We start from the raw sequence: 16,293 nt of genomic DNA, 5'->3' as shown, positions 1-16,293 counted from the left end.
CAGGGTGGTCCGGTGAGCCGTACGTCCGCCGTCGCCGCCATGACGTTCGCGACCGGCGCGATCATCGCGAACAACTACTACGCCCAGCCCCTCGAGGCCGAGCTGAGCGCGCACTTCGGGGTGCCGTCCTCGGCGATCGGGGCGGTCCTCACCCTGATCCAGCTGTCCTACGCCCTGGGCCTGGCCACCCTCGTGCCCCTCGGTGACCTGCTGGAACGGCGGCGCCTGGTCGTCACCCTGTTGGGGGTGACGGTCCTCGGACTGGTCGGGGTGGCCCTCTCGCCCACCCTCCCGCTGCTGGCCGCCGCGGCGGGCGTCGTCGGCCTGACGACGGTCGCCGCCCAGATCCTCGTACCCTTCGCCGCGACGATCGCCAGGCCGGGTGAGCAGGGCAAGACCGTCAGCACCGTGATGAGCGGGCTGCTGATCGGCATCCTGGTGTCGCGGGTGGTCGCCGGAGTGGTGGCCGAGCTCGTCGGCTGGCGCGGGGTCTTCGTGCTGGGTGCGGTGCTCACGGCGGTCTCGGCGCTGGCCCTGTGGCGAACCCTGCCCGTGCTCGAGCCCGCCACCGACCTGCGGTACCCGAAGCTGCTGGGCTCGGTGCTCACGCTGATCCGTGAGGAGCCGGTGCTGCGCTTCCGGATGGCGGTCGGGGCGTGCGGCTACGCGTCGTTCGGGGCGCTGTGGACGAGCGTCGGCTTCCTGCTGGCGGCGCCGCCGTTCGGCCTGTCGCAGGCCCGGATCGGGTTGTTCGCGTTGTTCGGCGTGGCGGGGGCGCTCGCGGCGCGGTTCGCGGGGCGGCTCGCGGACCGGGGCAAGGCGTTCCCGGCGACCGGTGCGTTCCTCGCGCTCGTCGCCCTGTCCTGGATCCCGCTCGGCCTCGGCGCGGTCTCGCTCGTGGCGCTGGCGATCGGGCTGGTGCTGTTCGACCTGGGCGTGCAGGGCAGCCACATCAGCAACCAGAACACGATCTACGCGCTGCACCCCGAGGCCCGCAGCAGGCTCAACACCGCCTACATGACCAGCTACTTCCTCGGCGGGGCGCTGGGCAGCGGGCTGTCGAGCGCGGTCTACGCGAGCCACGGCTGGCTCGGCGTGAGCATCGTCGGGGCGGCGTTCCCGACGCTCGGGTTCCTGCTGTGGGCCGGGGCGGCGCGGCGTCAGAGCCGGCTGAGGGTGTAGCCGGTCTCCATCTCCAGCAGCCGCACGATCTGCTGCCCGACGGTCTCCTCGATCTTCCCGCCGATGATCGGCACCTTCACCGCGACGTCCACGGTCACGACCAGCTCCGAGCCCTCGGGCGTCGGGGACAGCCGCATCACGCCGGAGGCCTGCGCGGGCAGCCCCGGCAGCGCCACCGCCACCGTGCCCTCGTAGTGGTCCCCGACCTTCGTCCAGGCCTCGTCCCGCTCGATCTGGATGCCGTCGTTCCCCACCACCGTCTTCACGACGCCCGGGAGGTCCTTCGCGTCGATCCCGTGCTTGACGCGGTACCGCGCGTTCTCACCGTCGGAGGTGTACTCGAGGATCCCGGCCCCCGGGCCGCCCATGCGGGCGAGCCGGTCGCTGAGGATCTGCTTGTCGATCATGGCGGCGTACACCGCGTCGACGGGATGGCTGCTGGTGGCGCGGAACTCGGTCGAGCGGGGCACGCGCGGAGGCTACCGCTACCGTCGGGCGCGTGCAGTCGCTCTCCGACCTGACCACCCTCCGTCTCGGCGGACCCGCAGGCCGCCTGGTCGAGGCCACCGACGCGGCGGCCGTGGTCCAGGAGGTCCACAAGGCGGACGCCGCGGGGGAGCCGGTCCTGGTGCTCGGCGGCGGGTCGAACGTCGTCGTCGCGGACTCGGGCTTCGAGGGCACGGTGGTCCGGGTGGCGTCGACCGGCATCGTGACCGACCGCCGGTCGGACGGCTCGGTGCTGCTCACCGTGGAGGCGGGCGAGAACTGGGACGACGTCGTCGCCGCGACCGTCGCGGACGGGCTCGGCGGGCTGGAGTGCCTGTCCGGGATCCCCGGCCGCACCGGCGCCACCCCGGTGCAGAACGTCGGGGCGTACGGCGTCGAGGTCGCCACGCTCCTCGAGTCCGTCGACCTCTACGACCGCGCGACCGCCACCGTCTCCCGCGTCCCCGCCGCGGACCTCGGCCTGGGCTACCGGACGAGCACGCTCAAGGGGACGGACGCGGGCGTCGTCCTGCGGGTCCGGTTCGTCCTGCCCGGCGGCGGCGCGAGCATGCCGATCGCCTACGCCGAGCTGGCCCGCACGCTGGGGGTGGACCCCGGCACCACGGTCCCGGCCGCGGTCGCCCGCGAGGCGGTCCTCGACCTGCGCCGCGGCAAGGGCATGGTGCTCGACGCCGCCGACCACGACACCTGGAGCGTCGGGTCCTTCTTCACCAACCCGGTCGTCGACGAGGCACCGGACCCCGAGATGCCGCGCTGGCCCGTCGACGGCCGGGTCAAGCTGCCCGCCGCCTGGCTCATCCAGCACTCCGGCTTCGCCCCCGGGCACCCCGGCCCGGGCGGGCGGGTCGCCCTGTCCACCCGGCACGTCCTCGCCCTGACCAACCGCGGGGAAGGCCGCACCGCGGACCTGCTGGCCCTGGCCCGCACGGTGCGCGACGGGGTGCGGGACCGGTTCGGCATCACGCTCGAGCCGGAGCCGGTGCTGGTCGGGTGCCGGCTGTAGTGGGGCACGATCACACGATCGTGGCACGCGTCGTCGCTGTCGGTGGTGGCGCGTAACCTCCCTTTCGGGACGCAACCCGACAGACGTTCACACGTCCGTCCATTCGGGGAACTGTCCGCAGCGGGGGAGTGTGATGAGGCGGTTGTTGCTGGTCCTGGCCGTGATCCTGGTCGGGACCGTCGGGGTGGTCACGGCGGCCACGGCCGCGGGCCGCGGGGGCCCGGGTCTGCCGACCCTGCTCGCGAAGTCCGCCACGGTGGCCTACGCGCCGGGTCCGGGCGCGACCGACGTCGCCCCCACCGCGCCCGCCACCGTCACGGTGAGCGACGGCACCTTCGCGCAGGTGTCCCTGGTGAACGCGAAGGGTGAGCCGGTCGCGGGCACCCTGACCGGGAACACCTGGAGCACCACCGAGCCGCTGGGGTACGACGCGCAGTACACCTGGACCGGCACCGCCGTCGGTGCGGACGGCGTGGCCGTCCCGCTGGCGGGCGGCTTCCACACCCTGGCGCCCGCGAAGGTCGTCCGCGGTGTGCTCAACATCGGGGACGGGCGGACCGTCGGCGTCGCCGCGCCGATCGAGATCCAGTTCAACGCCCACGTCGAGGACCGGGCGGCCGTCGAGCGGGCTCTCACGGTGGAGACCTCGGTCGCGGTCGAGGGCGCCTGGGGTTGGCTGCCGGACGAGGCGGGCGGTTCGCGCGTGCACTGGCGACCCAAGGAGTACTGGCCCGCGTACACGAAGGTCCACGTCGGGGCGAAGCTCTACGGCGTCTCCTACGGCGGCGGGCGGTACGGCGCCGCGGACGTGACCAGCGACTTCGAGATCGGCCGCGCGCAGATCGTGAAGGCGGACGCGCAGTCGTTCCGGATGGTCGTCGAGCGCGACGGGCAGCAGGTCGCGGACTACCCGGCCAGCTACGGCCTCGCGTCGGACCCGGACCGCAACACCCGCTCCGGGGTGCACGTGGTCACGGAGAAGTTCACCGACAAGCGCATGACCAGCCAGCAGTACGGCTACGACGTCATGGAGAAGTGGGCCGTGCGGATGAGCAACAACGGCGAGTTCATCCACGCCAACCCCGCCTCGGCGGGTGCGCAGGGCTCGTCGAACGTGACCCACGGCTGCATCAACCTGTCCACCGAGAACGCCCGCGCCTACTACGACACCGCCCTCTACGGCGACCCCGTCGAGGTCACCGGCACCCCGGTGCAGCTCTCCGCGCGGGACGGGGACGTGTGGGACTGGACCCTGAGCTGGGCCCAGTGGCAGGAGTTGTCCGCGCTCTGACGGGGTAGGCCGAGGGCATGACCGATCCGTCCGTCAACGAGATCCCCGCCGAGCGCGCCGAGACCCGCGCCGAGCCGCTCCCGGAGGAGCGCGCCGCGGGGGACGTCACCGACCGCCGCGACGAGGCCGAGCAGATCCTGGAGGAGTCGGAGGAGCGCATCGCCGGAGCCCTCGACGGCAACGCCCCCGCGGACGCCGCGGAGGAGAACCGCGCGTCCGACGAAGGGGTCTAGGCGTCCCGGTGGGCGCGCATCGCGTCCGCCTGGGCCCTGGGCTTGAGCACGATCTGGTCCAGGTTGACGTGGCTGGGCCGGGTGGCGGCGAAGGCGATGACGTCCGCGACGTCCTCCGCGGTGAGCGGGGTGAGCCCGCGGTAGACGTTGTCCGCCTTCTCCTGGTCGCCTGCGAAGCGGACCAGGGAGAACTCCGTCTCGACCATGCCCGGCGCGACCTCGGTGAGCCGGATCGGCTCGCCCAGCAGCTCCCCGCGCAGGGTGCGGTGCAGCATCGCCTGGGCGTGCTTCGCGCCGGTGTACCCGGCGCCCTTGTCGTAGGGCTGCAGCGCGGCGATCGAGGTCACGGTGACGATGTGGCCGTCCCCGGAGGCGCGCAGCGTCGGCAGCAGGCCCTGGACCAGGCGCAGCGTGCCGAGCACGTTGACCTCGTACATCCAGATCCAGTCGGCCTCGTCGGCCTCCTCGACCGGCTCGAGCCCCTTCGCGCCGCCGGCGTTGTTGACGAGCAGCCGACACTCCGGGACCGCCTCGACGAAGGCGGCGACCGACGCCTTGTCGGTCACGTCGAGGGGCAGCGCGGTCCCGTCGATCTCCTTGGCGATGGCGGTCAGCCGGTCCATCCGGCGGGCCCCGAGGACGACGTGGAACCCGGCGGCGGCCAGGGCGCGGGCGGTGGCGGCGCCGATGCCGGAGCTGGCCCCGGTGACGACGGCGGTGGGACGTGCGGTCATGCCCCAACCCTATGCCGCCCCCACCCGGCGAACGGCGCGTTCGCTCACCAGGTGTGAGCGAACGCGCCGCTCGCCGCGCGGGATGAGACGGGCGGGTCAGTCCTCGAGGCCGCGTTGGGCGCCGCGGGCGCCGCGGCGGGCCGCCGCGCGCTGCCAGCGGAACACCCCGAAGCCCAGGGCGCCCAGGCCCGCGCCGACCACGCAGGTGGTGAACCAGACGTCCAGCGGGCGGCCGCCGACCACGTGGGCGAGGAACAGCACCGCGGCCCCGGTGACCCAGGCCAGCGTGCCGATCGCGACCACCAACGTGACGTCGGTGGTGCCGCGGGGCAGCGCGGGCGGGTCGACCATGCCGCGAACCGTACCGGTGACGACCTGAGCGCGCGCTGGGGATTGCCCCTACGGTGTGCCGGTGATCGAGCGGCTCTTCTCGGTGTCGCAGCGGGAGTCCACGGTTCCCCGGGAGCTGCGCGGCGGACTCGTCACCTTCGTGACGATGTCCTACATCATCGTCCTCAACCCCCTCATCCTCGGCAGCCTCGCGCCGACCGATCCCGGGGCCAAGACCGACGTGCTCGGTGCGATCCTGCCGATCTCGCAGGTGGCGGCCGTGACGGCGCTCGTCGCGGGCGTCATGACGATCCTGTTCGGGCTCATCGCCAACCTGCCGTTCGCCATCGCCACCGGTCTGGGCATCAACACGCTGCTCGCGGTGACGATCGCGCCGCTCATGACCTGGCCGGAGGCCATGGGCCTGGTCGTGATCGACGGCCTGGTCATCGTCCTGCTCGCCGTCACCGGGTTCCGCACGGCGGTGTTCAACGCCGTGCCCGCCTCGCTCAAGGCCGCCATCGCCGTCGGCATCGGGGCGTTCATCGCGCTCATCGGCCTGGTGGACTCCGGCTTCGTCCGCAGGCTGCCGGACGCGGCGAACACCACCGTGCCCGTCGGCCTGGGCATCGGCGGGTCGATCGCCTCCTGGCCGACGGCGGTGTTCGTCGTCGGCCTGCTGCTCACCGGCGTGCTGGTGGTGAAGGGGGTGCGGGCGGGCCTGCTGATCGGCGTCGCCGCCACGACGGTCGTGGCGATCGTCGTCGAGGCGATCGTGCAGGTGGGCTCGTCGGCGACGAACCCGAAGGGCTGGTCGCTGTCGGTGCCCGCTCTGCCGGACCGCATCGTCGGGCTGCCGGACCTCTCGCTCGTCGGGCAGGTGTCGTTCGGGGCGTTCTCCCGGCTGGACGTCCTCACCGTCGCGCTGCTGATCTTCACCCTGGTGCTGGCGAACTTCTTCGACGCCATGGGCACCATGACCGGGCTCGGCCGGCAGGCGGGGCTCGCGGACGAGAACGGCACGCTGCCGGGCATCGGCAGGGCCCTCGTCGTCGAGGGCGCGGGTGCGGTGGCGGGGGGTCTGGGGTCGAGCTCGTCGAACACGGTGTTCGTGGAGTCCGCCTCCGGGATCGGCGAGGGGGCGCGGACCGGCCTCGCGAACGTCGTGACCGGCGTGCTGTTCCTGCTCGCCATGTTCTTCACCCCGCTCTACGCGATCGTGCCGGTCGAGGCCGCCGCGCCCGCCCTCGTGATCGTCGGCGCGATGATGTTCCGGCAGGTCAGCGGCATCGACCTGACCGATCTGCGGACGGCGCTGCCCGCGTTCCTCACCGTCGTGGTCATGCCGTTCACCTACTCCATCGCCAACGGCATCGGCGCGGGGTTCATCAGCTACGTGCTGCTCTCGGCGACCACGGGCCGGGCCCGACAGGTGCACCCGCTGATGTGGGTCGTCGCCGTGGCGTTCGTGGGCTACTTCGCCATCGGACCCCTCAGGTCATTGCTGTAAGCTAATCAAATGTGACGGCAGTCGAGACTCGAGCAGGCATGTTCGTCTCGCTGCGCGTCCCGAACTACCGCCTGTTCCTGTCCGGTCAGATCGTGTCGAACGTCGGCACCTGGATGCAGCGCATCGCCCAGGACTGGCTGGTCCTGGACCTGACGGGCGGGAGCGCGACGGCGCTGGGGATCGCGGCCGCGCTGCAGTTCACCCCGATGCTGTTCCTCACGCTGTGGGGCGGCGTGCTGGCCGACCGGGTGGACAAGCGGATCGTGCTGGTCGTGGTCCAGGCGGCGATGGGGCTCTGCGCGGTGGCGCTGGGCACGGTGGTCCTCACCGGCGTCGTGCAGCTGTGGCACGTCTACCTGCTGTGCCTGCTGCTGGGCTGCTTCTCCGCGTTCGACACCCCGATGCGGCAGTCGTTCGTCAGCGAGATGGTGGGGCCGGGGCAGGTCGTCAACGCCGTCGCGCTGAACTCGATGGTCTTCAACCTGGCGCGGATCATCGGGCCCGCCGTGGCGGGGGCGCTCATCGTCGCGGTCGGGACCGGGTGGGTCTTCCTGATCAACGCGGCGAGCTTCGTCGGCGTGATCTCCGGGCTGCTGCTGATGCGGCCCGAGCGGCTCTACCGCAGCGAGCGGGTGCCGCGCGCGCCGGGCCAGCTGCGGGACGGGCTGGCCTACGTCCGCGCCCGTCCGGACCTGGTCGCGATCATGGTGCTCGTGTTCCTGGTCTCGACGTTCGGGATCAACTTCTTCATGACCATCGCCCTGCTGGCCCGCAACGTCTTCGGCCGGGACGCCCAGGGCTACGGCCTGCTCACCACACTGCTGGCGGTCGGGTCCGTCCTCGGCGCCACGTTCGCCGCGCGACGCACCACCAAACCGCGGCTGCGCATGGTCGCCGGCTCGGGCGTGGTGTTCGGGGTGCTGCTCGTGGTGGCCGGGTCCATGCCGACCTACCTGACCGCGGGGCTCGCACTCGTCCCCGTCGGGCTGGCCGCGCTGCTCTTCACGACGTCCGCGAACTCCGCGGTCCAGCTCTCCGTCGACCCGACCGTGCGCGGCCGGGTCATGGGCATCTACATGCTCCTGCTGCTGGGTGGTACCCCGCTGGGCGCCCCCGTGCTCGGCGTGGTGGCCGAGCACTTCGGCGGACGCTCCCCGCTGATCGTCGGCGGGGTGGTGACGGTCCTGTCCGTCCTGGCCGTCGCGGTGGTGCTCGCGCGCCGCGGCGAGGGTGGCTGGCGACAGCAGTGGCGACGCGGGGTTGACGAGCAAATGAGGTTAGGCTAACTTCACTCATGTCGCTTCGTGGTGGGAGCGGCGCGTCAGTTCGGGAAGGTGTCAGGCCCCGCGGCTCCGGTCGCGGGGCCTGATCCGCGTCAGGGCCACGCCGACCAGGCACAACGCGCCGCCGGCGAGGGCGAGCACGGGCGGCGCCTCGGCCAGCAGGACCGCCGCCATCGCCACGGTGATCGGCGGCACGAGGTAGGTGGTCACGCCGAGGCGGCCCGCGTCCATCCGGGACAGGGCGTAGGCCCAGGTGCTGAACGCGAGCGCCGTCGGCACGAGCCCGAGGTAGACCAACGCCGCGGTGGCGGACACCGGCGCGCCCGCGAGGTCCGTGACCAGCGCCGGTGCGAACGGCAGGCAGCCCACCGTCCCGATCGCACAGGCGAGGAAGGTGACCTGCAGGGCGGGGATCCTGCGCAGCGTGGGCTTCTGGGCGAGCACGCCGACGGCGTAGGTCACCGCGGCGACCACACAGAGTGCGGCGCCGAGCAGGTCGGTCCGCTCGCCCGTCGCGGTGGCCGCGCCGATCACCAGAACGCCGCCGAACGCGACCGCCGCGCCCACCAGCAGCGGCCGCGGGAAGCCCTCGCCGAGCAGCAGGCCCGCGAACAGGGCGATCAGGATCGGGCCGATGTTGACCAGCATCGCCGTGGTCCCCGCGTCGACCCGCTGCTCCGCGGCGTTGAGCGCCAGGTTGTACACCGCGAACCAGGCCACGCCACAGAGCACGAGCAGTCCCCACTCCCGCCCGGTCGGGCGCACCCAGCGGCCCGGGGCCACCTGCATCGCGCCGAGCGCCAGGGTGCCGACGAGCAGGCGACCCAGGGCGAGCGAGCCCGGGTCGTAGGCGCGCCCGACGAACCGGATGCCGACGAACGCGCTCGCCCACGCGAGGACGGTCACCGCGACGGCCGCGAGCGCGCGGCGAGAGTCGTTCACACGCGGACGGTAGAGCGTGGACGGACGGATCTCGCGCGGATTTCGGTCCGGGTCTTGCGGTGTGAGTGAGGGTAGGCTAACTTCAGTCACGTCGCTTCGTGGTGGGAGCGGCGCGTCAGTTCGGGAACGAAGGGCCCCGGCCGCATCGGCCGGGGCCCTTCAGGCGTCGATGGTGCGTTCCGCGCGCTCTTCTCACCCGTCTCGAGCGTTCAGACGTCGTACTCCCTGACCCAGTCCACGTGCATCTGCGTCTCCCGGCCGGGGCCGCCGAAGTTGTCGAGCTGGATCGTCAGGTGCATCGGCCCGGGCGGCAGGATCCCGGTGTCGTCGGTGCGCCACCACTCCTCGCCGTCGACGAACGCCGCGATGTGGTCGGGCGTCCACTCGACCGCCCAGGTGTGCCATTCGGTGGCATCGATGTCCACGTCCCCCTGCACCTGCGAGTTGTCCGCGCCGTAGTGCAGGAACATCTCGACGTTCTGCCGGGAGGCGTCCGAGATCTCCATGAAGTCCACCTCGCCGCCCACCGGCCAGTTCTCCGCGTCCGGCCAGAGCAGCAGCACCGAGTGGTAGTCGGGGTCGCCCGCGGGGGAGCGGACGCGGGCCTCCCAGCGGCCGTACATGCGGCCGGGGTTCCACGCCATGCCGCCGGTGGTGCCGTCGGGGGTGCCGGTGATCGTCATGATCCCGTCGGCCACGGAGATCGCGCTGGGGGAGCGGCGGCCGTTGCCGTCGTGGCCGGAGCCGTCGTAGATCCCCCAGTCCCCGCCGACGCCGCCGTCGAACTCGTCCACGCGGGTCGGGGTGCCCCAGCCGTGCGTCGCCGCGGCGGTGGGGCCGCCGGCGGCGGACCCGCCGGTCGCCCCGGTCCCGGTCCGGCTCGTCCGCGGCTCGGCGTCCGCAGGTTTCCCGCGATCGGGTCGGGTCGCCTCGCCCGCGCCTCCGGTGGGCGCGTCGTCGTCGGGGGTCACCGTGGTGTTCCTACCCGACCGCGCGTCCGCGCCGCGGCGGGGTGGGGCGGGGATCCGGCGGACCCGCTCACCGCCGCTCTCCGCCCGTTCGGCCGCGGTCCGGACGACCGGCACGAGGGGTGCGACGGTCTCGGCGGGCGTCGGCGCGAGGAACCCGATCAGCGTGGTCAGGCCGGTGACCAGCAGTCGGACGAGCTGCGGGGGGAGCTCAAGCATCGGACCTCACTCGGCGAAGCTCACGTGGACGTGGTCGTAGTGGCCGCCGGTGACGTCCGCGGTGTCGTAGACCGTGCTGGAGTACGGCCTGCCCCAGCCGTCGCCGTCGCGGACCGACGGATCCCAGTAGCGGCCCTGCCAGATCAGGTACGAGACGTCGAGCGCGTCGGCGTGGGCACGCAGGTAGTCCGCGACCCGCCAGCCTGCCGCCTGTTCGGCGTCGGAGGGGAACGCGCCGGCGGTGCCGGGGAAGAGGTCGCAGGCCCGACCGCGCGGGTGGTCGCTGGCGGGGTTCCAGGCGTGTTCGTCCCAGCAGCTCGCGGACCGGACGGTCGGCCCGGCGGCGAGGGGGCCGAACGCGGCCTCGACCGCGGCGAGCCCGTGTCGCGTCGCCTCGGTGACACAGCCTCCGCCGCCGGTCGGGTCCGGCACGGCGCAGCCGGACGCCCCGCCGGTCCAGGGCGCCGGCGGCGCCGGCGGCGGGGGTGTCGCCGCCGCCCGCTCGACGGCCGCGGACACGCTGTGCCGCAGCGCCTCCGGCCCGACGGCCGGTGCGACGGGTGTGCGCGCGAGTGCGGCGAGCCCGCTGCGCACCCGGGAGCAGGCCCGGCGGAGCTGGGTGAGGGGCGCCGGCTCGTCGGTGCGCGCCGCGACGCGGCGCACCCGACCGTCCGGCGCGTTCGGTGCCAGCTCCGGGCAGGCCAGTGCGCTCCACCGCTCCGGGAAGGGGGCGCGGGCGGGCGCGGGCACGACCACGACCGGCTGGTGTGGCGTGGTGACCGTGGTGACCGTGGTGACCGCGGCGGCCGGAGTGGTCGGGGGCGCGGTGAGGGTGGCCCCGGCCGTCAGGACCGCGGCGAGCAGGAGTCGCACCGCTACCGCCGGGCCCTCATCCGGCGACCCCGCCCGCGTCGAGCACCCGGATCCCGCGGACCGGGTGGAGCTCGGGCAGCCGGTGCTCGGGTTCTCCACAGCCTGTGGAGTCCACAGTGGAATCAACAGGGGTGTGGACGAGTCGGAGCGGCCCGGGCTCGTCGGGTTGCGCCGGGGCCTGCGGTGCCGGCGGGTGGTGGGGTGGCTCCGCGAGTGTGTGCCGGTCCTCTGCGGTGGCGTGTGGTGCCGATCCGGCGGCGGTGCCGATCTCGTGCGGGACGGCCTGGGCCCAGCGCGGCGGCGGGCCGGGCGGCATCGGACTGGGGAACGACCCGGTGGCGGACACGGGCCCGGCAGCGGGGAACGGCCCGGTGGCGGGGAACGGCCCGGCAGTAGGGAACGGGCCGGCGGTGGGGATCGGCCCGGCGGCGGGGAAGTGGCCGGTGGCGGGCGGCGGCCCAGCGACCGGCCCGGGGAACGGGGCGGCGTGCGGCAGGCCCGTGCCGAACCCGGTCGGTGCGGGGACGACCTCCGCTGCGGGTCGGTCCGTCGGCGGGGTCGGCGGGCCGGACAGCCGGCCCGACTCCGCGACGACCCGGGCGGCGCGCCGGATCGCGTCCGCCAGGGCCCGGACCGGGCGGGGCAGGTCCGCCCGCGGCCTCCCGAGCAACCCCGCGGCCTCGCGGTAGGGATCGGCCAGCTCCCGCCACAGCGCGACGTGCGGGACGGGAACCACCGCCGTCCAGCGGTCGTGGAGCCGCGCGAGCCGCGCGGGCGGGCGCCGTTCGGTGCCGTCGAGGGTGACGAGCAGGACGGGGTAGCGACCCGGCCAGGCGAGGTCGGCGATCCGGGCGGCCCGGTCGAGCGACTCGACGCTGCTGCGGCACACCAGGAGGTCGGCCTGCGCCGTGTCGGTGCCCGCGTCCCGCCCGTGGAGCGCGAGCGCGAGGATCGTGGTGCCCACCCCGCCGGACACCCCGGCGACGATCGGCGGTCGGTAGCCGCTCACAGGGTCTCCTCGGGGAGGTCGTCGGCGAGCTCGGGCGCGGGCTCGACCCAGGGGTCCTCGGACTCGTCCTCGGCGTCGACGACGAGCCGGTCGCCCGCCGCGAGCACCGCGACGCTGAGCCGCACCCAGCGGCCGGGCAGCCCGCGCCACCCGCGGGCGGCGGGTGCCGGGGCGGCGGCGGGCACGGTGGGGCCGTCCTCGTCCGGATCGTCGGGCGGGAGGGGCCTGCCGCCGGGGACCCGGCGGTAGGGCGTCACCCGGACGCGGACGTCCACCAGCACGCGCCCGTCGCCGTCCGGGCGGACCACGCCGGGGACCGCGAAGTCCGCCCGCTGCCTGCCCTGTCCGGACCACCCCAGCAGTACGGGGCGGCGGGCGGCCAGGTACTCGCCGAGGACGTGGGCCCGCAGGTCGGGGTCGTCCTCGTCCCAGGACAGGTAGTCGGCCGCGAACGCGGTCGCGAGCGCGGCGGCCTCCGCCGGGTGTGGGTCGCCCTCGCGCACCGTGCAGGCGCAGTACGGGGTCTCGTCCTGCATGTGCGCCGGGGTGCCCGTCCACCGGGGCGCCTCGGTGGGAGCGGACCACCCGCCGCCGACCGGAGCCCATCCGTGGGTGTCCATCGGGCCGGGCCGGGCCTCCGGGTGGGGCTCCGGCGCAGCGGACCACCCGCCGCCGACCGGAGCACCCGCCCACCCGTGCGTGTCCACCGGACCGGGCCTGGTCTCCGGGTAGGGCTCCGGCGCGGCGGGCCACCCGCCGGCCGCTCCGTGGGGAGGCCCGCCCCACGCCTGCGGGGGCGGGGCCAGGAGGTCCTCCGCGCGGCGGGCGGGGCGCGCGTGGCCCGTCGCGCTGTCGGGCGCGATCTCGCGCTCGGCGGGCTCGGGCCTGCCGAAGAACCGGAACGCGGACATGGTGCTGCCTCCCCTCGCCGGCGGGCTGCCGACGACGAGGGGGCACGCTAGGAACCCGGCGCCGCGTCCGGGCGGTTTCGGGGGATCCCGTTCACGATCGCGAACGGGGCGGCCGGCCGTTCCCGCGGTGGGCCGTGGTCCCGCGGCCGGGCGGGACGCGCGGGAAGCGGCAGCTCCGGTCGTGCGCGGTAAGTGGTGCTCTGGCACCACTTACCGCGCACGGGCGCGTCAGCGCTGGGTCAGGCGGGCAGCTGCCAGGCGTGCACCGGCTCGTTGGCCTCGGAGAACTCCAGGTACCGCTCCAGCATCCCGTGCAACGCGCCCGCCCGGGACGCCCCGCGTCGCTCCAGCGCGGCGACGGTCTGCAGCTGCCAGGCGGCGCCGGTCTGCCCGGACACGCACCGCCGCTCGATGACGGACAGGTAGCGGTCCTGCACCGCGGGCGTCACCCCCCACCGGGAGAGGCCCTCGTGGGCGAGCGGGAGGAGCTTGCGCAGGGCGAGCTCGTCCGGCTTGATCCACCCGGTCCCCGGCCAGTAGAGCGGCGCGTCCATGCCGTGGCGCGCGGCCGTCGAGAAGTTCTCCTCGGCGGCCTCGAAGCTCATCGACTGCCACAGCGGGCGGTCCGCCTCGACGAGCACGCGCAGCAGCCCGTAGAAGAACAGCGCGTTCGCCACCATGTCGACGGCGGTCGGCCCGGACGGGAGCACCCGGTTCTCCAGGCGGATGTGCGGCTGGCCGTCCGCCACGTCGTACACCGGACGGTTCCAGCGCCAGATCGTGCCGTTGTGCAGCTTCAGCTCGTCGAGGTCGGGGACGCCGCCCTCGCGCAACGTGGAGATCGGGTCGGAGTCGCCGGGGAACGGGACGATGCCGGGGAAGTAGCGCGCGTTCTCGGCGAACAGGTCCAGCACGGAGGAGATCCAGCGCTCGCCGAACCACACCCGCGGTCGCACGCCCTGGTTGCGCAGCTCGACCGTCCGGACGTCGCAGGCCTGGGTGAACAGCGGGATCCGGGTCTCGGCCCACAGCCGCGAGCCGAGCAGGAACGGGGAGTTCGCCCCCAGCCCGAGCTGCACGCCCGCGAGGCACTGCGCCGCGTTCCAGTACGCCGGGAAGGAGCTCGGCGAGACCTGCAGGTGCAGCTGCATCGACGTGCAGGCGGCCTCGGGGATGATCGTCTCGAAGTCCGCGGCGAACCGCTCGGCGGCCACCGCGTGCCTGCCCGCCGGGTCGCCGCCCGCGATGTCGATGTGGATCGGCTCGCCGCGCGCGGCGAGCATCTGCTCGTTGAGGACGGCGTAACGATCGTCCGCCGAGATCGAGTCCGAGACGAGGTGGTTCCGCTCCAGGGTCGGCAGTATCCCGATCATGGCGATGCTGGACGAGCAGTCCCGCGCCTTCGCCCCCGCGACGGCCAGCTCGTCCAGCAGCTCGTGCTCGAGGTGGCGCCACTGGTCGCCGGGCAGCGGGCGCGGCGGCAGGTTCAGCTCGATGTTCCAGCGGCCCAGCTCCGTCTGGAACTCGGTGCCGCCGATGGCCCGGAGCACCTCCCGGCCGGTCATCGCGGGAGCGAGGGCGCCGTCGACCAGGTTGAGCTCCACCTCGATGCCGGTCATCGGGTCGTCCTCGGCGAACGGGTGCTCCCGCAGCATCGTCGTCAACGCCTCGAGGCAACGCTGCACCTTGGCTCGATACCGCTGGCGCTCCCGCCGACTGAACCGGGTCCGGTCGACGTCCTGGCCCATGCTCTCCCGATGCCTCCTCCTGCCGCGCCCTCGAAAGGCGCGCGGTTTTCCACCGTGGCACATCCCCGACTTTGGCGGTACCGGCTGTCCGGGCGACCCGGTGCGACGAACGGCAGACGACCTGGGACGATCGGTCATCGTGGCCATCATCACCACCGTGGACGACCCCGCCGACCCGCGGCTCGACGACTACCGCGACCTCACGACGGCGGACCGCCGGCCGGATCGTCCGGGTGGCCGCGGGCTCGTCATCGCAGAGGGCGTCGTGGTGGTACGGCGTCTGCTGGAGTCCCCCTACCCCGTCCGGTCGCTGCTGGGCGTCCCCCGGCGGATCGAGGAGCTGTCCGCGGACCTGGCGCCCCTCGATGTCCCCGCCTACGCGGCCAGCGCCGACACGATGGCGACGACCGTCGGGTTCCACCTCAACCGGGGCGTGCTCGCCGTCGCCGACCGGGCCGCGCCCGTGGACGCCGCGTCCCTCGCCCGGACGGCGCGGGTGCTCGCCGTCTGCGAGGGGGTCAACGACCACGAGAACCTCGGCTCGCTGTTCCGCAACGCCGCCGCGCTGGGCGTCGACGGGATCCTGCTCGGCCCGCGCTGCGCCGACCCGCTGTACCGGCGCTCGGTCCGGGTGTCGATGGGCCACGTCCTGCGGGTGCCGTTCGCCCACCTCGACGAACCGTGGCCGGACTCGTTGGACCTGCTGCGCGAGAGCGGGCTGACCGTCGCGGCCCTGACCCCGTCCGGCACCCCGCTGCCCGCGGGCCTGGCCGGGGCCCGGGTCGCGCTGCTGCTCGGCGCCGAGGGCCCGGGCCTGACGGACGCCGCACTCGCCGCCGCGGACGTCCGCGTCGGCATCCCCATGGCCCCGGGCGTCGACTCTCTCAATGTGGCAACGGCTGCGGCCGTGGCCTTCCATGCCGTGGCGGCGTCCGTACTCTGAACCGGTGCACCTCGGTGCGGGGGGACGGGTGGTGCTCGGCGAGAGGCGACCGGGCGATGCCGGCCTGCCCGAGGACCTGACGTCCGACCTGCGGCAGTGGGCCGCGGTCGCGACCAGCATCGCGGGCGCCCCGATCCTGCCGGAGCAGCGGGACATCGTGTCCCGCCGCGGCAGGCAGCTCGCGGGCCGGGTGTCCGACGCACTGGGCAGGCCCGTCGAGTACGTCGACCCGCTGACGGGTGGGCGCGAGCGGGTGGTCGGGCGCTCCCAGACCGGGCCGATCCCGCTGCCCCGCACGGCGCCGAGCGAGCCGACCCCCTGGGAGACCGGTCTGCCCGTCGCCGCCTTCTTCGCGGTGCTCGCGGCCATCGGGGACGTCGCGCTGTCCCGGGCCTTCGGCGAGGCGTTCGGGTTGCTGTGGATCCCGGCGAACCTGCTCGTGGTCGGCGGGCTCGCGCCGTCGCTCTGGCTCGCCCGCAGGCAGCGGTTCTGGCGCTGGATCGCCCTGGGTGTGGCCGCGGGCCTCGCCGCGGCCTGGGTGGTGCTCCTGTTGGGGGAGTTCCTCACCTAGCCCCACGCATCATGGAGCCACCACTGTCGTTCCGCG

The 16,293-nt window shown here is 74.1% G+C and carries 16 protein-coding genes and 1 pseudogene; 8 read left to right on the top strand and 9 right to left on the bottom strand.

What is annotated here, in order from left to right; all coding sequences use genetic code 11:
• The first annotated feature begins 12 nt into the window (after nt 1–12).
• Nucleotides 13–1,182, top strand: coding sequence for an MFS transporter (locus L3X23_RS21990; RefSeq protein WP_237194150.1), 1,170 nt, complete (start codon nt 13–15; stop codon nt 1,180–1,182).
• On the opposite strand, the gene L3X23_RS21985 is transcribed toward L3X23_RS21990, so the two are convergent.
• A complete protein-coding gene (locus L3X23_RS21985) occupies nt 1,161–1,652 on the bottom strand; it encodes a DUF2505 domain-containing protein (RefSeq protein WP_237194149.1) in 492 nt (163 codons plus the stop codon). The genes L3X23_RS21990 and L3X23_RS21985 overlap by 22 nt on opposite strands.
• Before the next feature lie 2 nt (nt 1,653–1,654).
• Between L3X23_RS21985 and L3X23_RS21980 the strand changes: the two are divergent.
• The 3 genes and pseudogenes from L3X23_RS21980 to L3X23_RS21970 form a co-directional block, all read left to right on the top strand.
• A pseudogene (locus L3X23_RS21980) lies at nt 1,655–2,692 on the top strand (UDP-N-acetylmuramate dehydrogenase); the annotation flags it as partial.
• A gap of 133 nt (nt 2,693–2,825) precedes the next feature.
• On the top strand, nt 2,826–3,983 hold the full coding sequence (locus tag L3X23_RS21975; RefSeq protein WP_237194148.1) for an Ig-like domain-containing protein: 1,158 nt from the start codon (nt 2,826–2,828) through the stop codon (nt 3,981–3,983).
• Nucleotides 3,984–4,000: 17 nt separating this feature from the next.
• A complete protein-coding gene (locus tag L3X23_RS21970; RefSeq protein WP_093084558.1) occupies nt 4,001–4,216 on the top strand; it encodes a hypothetical protein in 216 nt (71 codons plus the stop codon).
• On the opposite strand, the gene L3X23_RS21965 is transcribed toward L3X23_RS21970, so the two are convergent.
• Nucleotides 4,213–4,950 carry an SDR family NAD(P)-dependent oxidoreductase gene (locus L3X23_RS21965; protein WP_237194147.1) on the bottom strand — a complete coding sequence of 246 codons (738 nt, stop codon included), beginning with the start codon at nt 4,948–4,950 and terminating at the stop codon, nt 4,213–4,215. The genes L3X23_RS21970 and L3X23_RS21965 overlap by 4 nt on opposite strands.
• Before the next feature lie 96 nt (nt 4,951–5,046).
• Nucleotides 5,047–5,301, bottom strand: a complete 255-nt coding sequence (locus L3X23_RS21960) for a DUF2530 domain-containing protein (RefSeq protein ID WP_093084564.1) — start codon at nt 5,299–5,301, stop codon at nt 5,047–5,049.
• A 61-nt stretch (nt 5,302–5,362) separates the two neighbouring features.
• Here L3X23_RS21960 and L3X23_RS21955 point away from each other — a divergent pair, with 61 nt between their 5' ends.
• A complete protein-coding gene (locus L3X23_RS21955) occupies nt 5,363–6,790 on the top strand; it encodes an NCS2 family permease (RefSeq protein WP_237194146.1) in 1,428 nt (475 codons plus the stop codon).
• Nucleotides 6,791–6,828: 38 nt separating this feature from the next.
• The gene (locus tag L3X23_RS21950; protein WP_237198094.1) at nt 6,829–8,076 is read left to right on the top strand and encodes an MFS transporter; all 1,248 of its coding nucleotides are present in this window, start codon (nt 6,829–6,831) and stop codon (nt 8,074–8,076) included.
• A 51-nt stretch (nt 8,077–8,127) separates the two neighbouring features.
• On the opposite strand, the gene L3X23_RS21945 is transcribed toward L3X23_RS21950, so the two are convergent.
• From L3X23_RS21945 to L3X23_RS21920, 6 genes are all read right to left on the bottom strand, one after another.
• Nucleotides 8,128–9,015 (bottom strand): DMT family transporter, encoded by an 888-nt coding sequence (locus L3X23_RS21945; protein ID WP_237194145.1) that lies wholly within the window; start codon nt 9,013–9,015, stop codon nt 8,128–8,130.
• A gap of 209 nt (nt 9,016–9,224) precedes the next feature.
• Complete coding sequence (locus L3X23_RS21940; protein WP_237194144.1) at nt 9,225–10,202, bottom strand: glycoside hydrolase family 16 protein; 978 nt, start codon at nt 10,200–10,202, stop codon at nt 9,225–9,227.
• A 6-nt stretch (nt 10,203–10,208) separates the two neighbouring features.
• Nucleotides 10,209–11,075, bottom strand: a complete 867-nt coding sequence (locus L3X23_RS21935; RefSeq protein WP_237194142.1) for a hypothetical protein — start codon at nt 11,073–11,075, stop codon at nt 10,209–10,211.
• 16 nt (nt 11,076–11,091) lie between these two features.
• A complete protein-coding gene (locus tag L3X23_RS21930; RefSeq protein WP_237194141.1) occupies nt 11,092–12,084 on the bottom strand; it encodes a hypothetical protein in 993 nt (330 codons plus the stop codon).
• Nucleotides 12,081–12,995, bottom strand: coding sequence for a hypothetical protein (locus L3X23_RS21925; protein ID WP_237194139.1), 915 nt, complete (start codon nt 12,993–12,995; stop codon nt 12,081–12,083). The genes L3X23_RS21930 and L3X23_RS21925 overlap by 4 nt, the downstream gene beginning before the upstream one ends.
• Before the next feature lie 239 nt (nt 12,996–13,234).
• Nucleotides 13,235–14,743 (bottom strand): glutamate--cysteine ligase, encoded by a 1,509-nt coding sequence (locus L3X23_RS21920; protein WP_237194137.1) that lies wholly within the window; start codon nt 14,741–14,743, stop codon nt 13,235–13,237.
• A 139-nt stretch (nt 14,744–14,882) separates the two neighbouring features.
• On the opposite strand from L3X23_RS21920, the gene L3X23_RS21915 reads away from it, so the two are divergent.
• Both L3X23_RS21915 and L3X23_RS21910 read left to right on the top strand, forming a co-directional pair.
• On the top strand, nt 14,883–15,686 hold the full coding sequence (locus L3X23_RS21915) for an RNA methyltransferase (protein WP_237194136.1): 804 nt from the start codon (nt 14,883–14,885) through the stop codon (nt 15,684–15,686).
• Nucleotides 15,687–15,690: 4 nt separating this feature from the next.
• On the top strand, nt 15,691–16,257 hold the full coding sequence (locus L3X23_RS21910) for a DUF2537 domain-containing protein (protein WP_237194134.1): 567 nt from the start codon (nt 15,691–15,693) through the stop codon (nt 16,255–16,257).
• Nucleotides 16,258–16,293: the final 36 nt, after the last annotated feature.

Source organism: Pseudonocardia sp. WMMC193, assembly GCF_021728735.1.
GTDB lineage: Bacteria > Actinomycetota > Actinomycetes > Mycobacteriales > Pseudonocardiaceae > Pseudonocardia > Pseudonocardia oroxyli.
The sequence above is the reverse complement of the archived record's forward strand: the minus strand, read 5'-3'. Positions and strand labels throughout refer to the sequence as shown.

Excerpts from the sequence above, each read along its gene's own strand:
- L3X23_RS21925 (WP_237194139.1), bottom strand. The coding sequence starts at position 12,995 with ATGTCCGCGTTCCGGTTCTTCGGCAGGCCCGAGCCCGCCGAGCGCGAG.
- L3X23_RS21920 (WP_237194137.1), bottom strand. The coding sequence starts at position 14,743 with ATGGGCCAGGACGTCGACCGGACCCGGTTCAGTCGGCGGGAGCGCCAG.
- L3X23_RS21970 (WP_093084558.1), top strand. The coding sequence starts at position 4,001 with ATGACCGATCCGTCCGTCAACGAGATCCCCGCCGAGCGCGCCGAGACC.
- L3X23_RS21950 (WP_237198094.1), top strand. The coding sequence starts at position 6,829 with ATGTTCGTCTCGCTGCGCGTCCCGAACTACCGCCTGTTCCTGTCCGGT.
- L3X23_RS21965 (WP_237194147.1), bottom strand. The coding sequence starts at position 4,950 with ATGACCGCACGTCCCACCGCCGTCGTCACCGGGGCCAGCTCCGGCATC.
- L3X23_RS21960 (WP_093084564.1), bottom strand. The coding sequence starts at position 5,301 with ATGGTCGACCCGCCCGCGCTGCCCCGCGGCACCACCGACGTCACGTTG.
- L3X23_RS21940 (WP_237194144.1), bottom strand. The coding sequence starts at position 10,202 with ATGCTTGAGCTCCCCCCGCAGCTCGTCCGACTGCTGGTCACCGGCCTG.
- L3X23_RS21975 (WP_237194148.1), top strand. The coding sequence starts at position 2,826 with ATGAGGCGGTTGTTGCTGGTCCTGGCCGTGATCCTGGTCGGGACCGTC.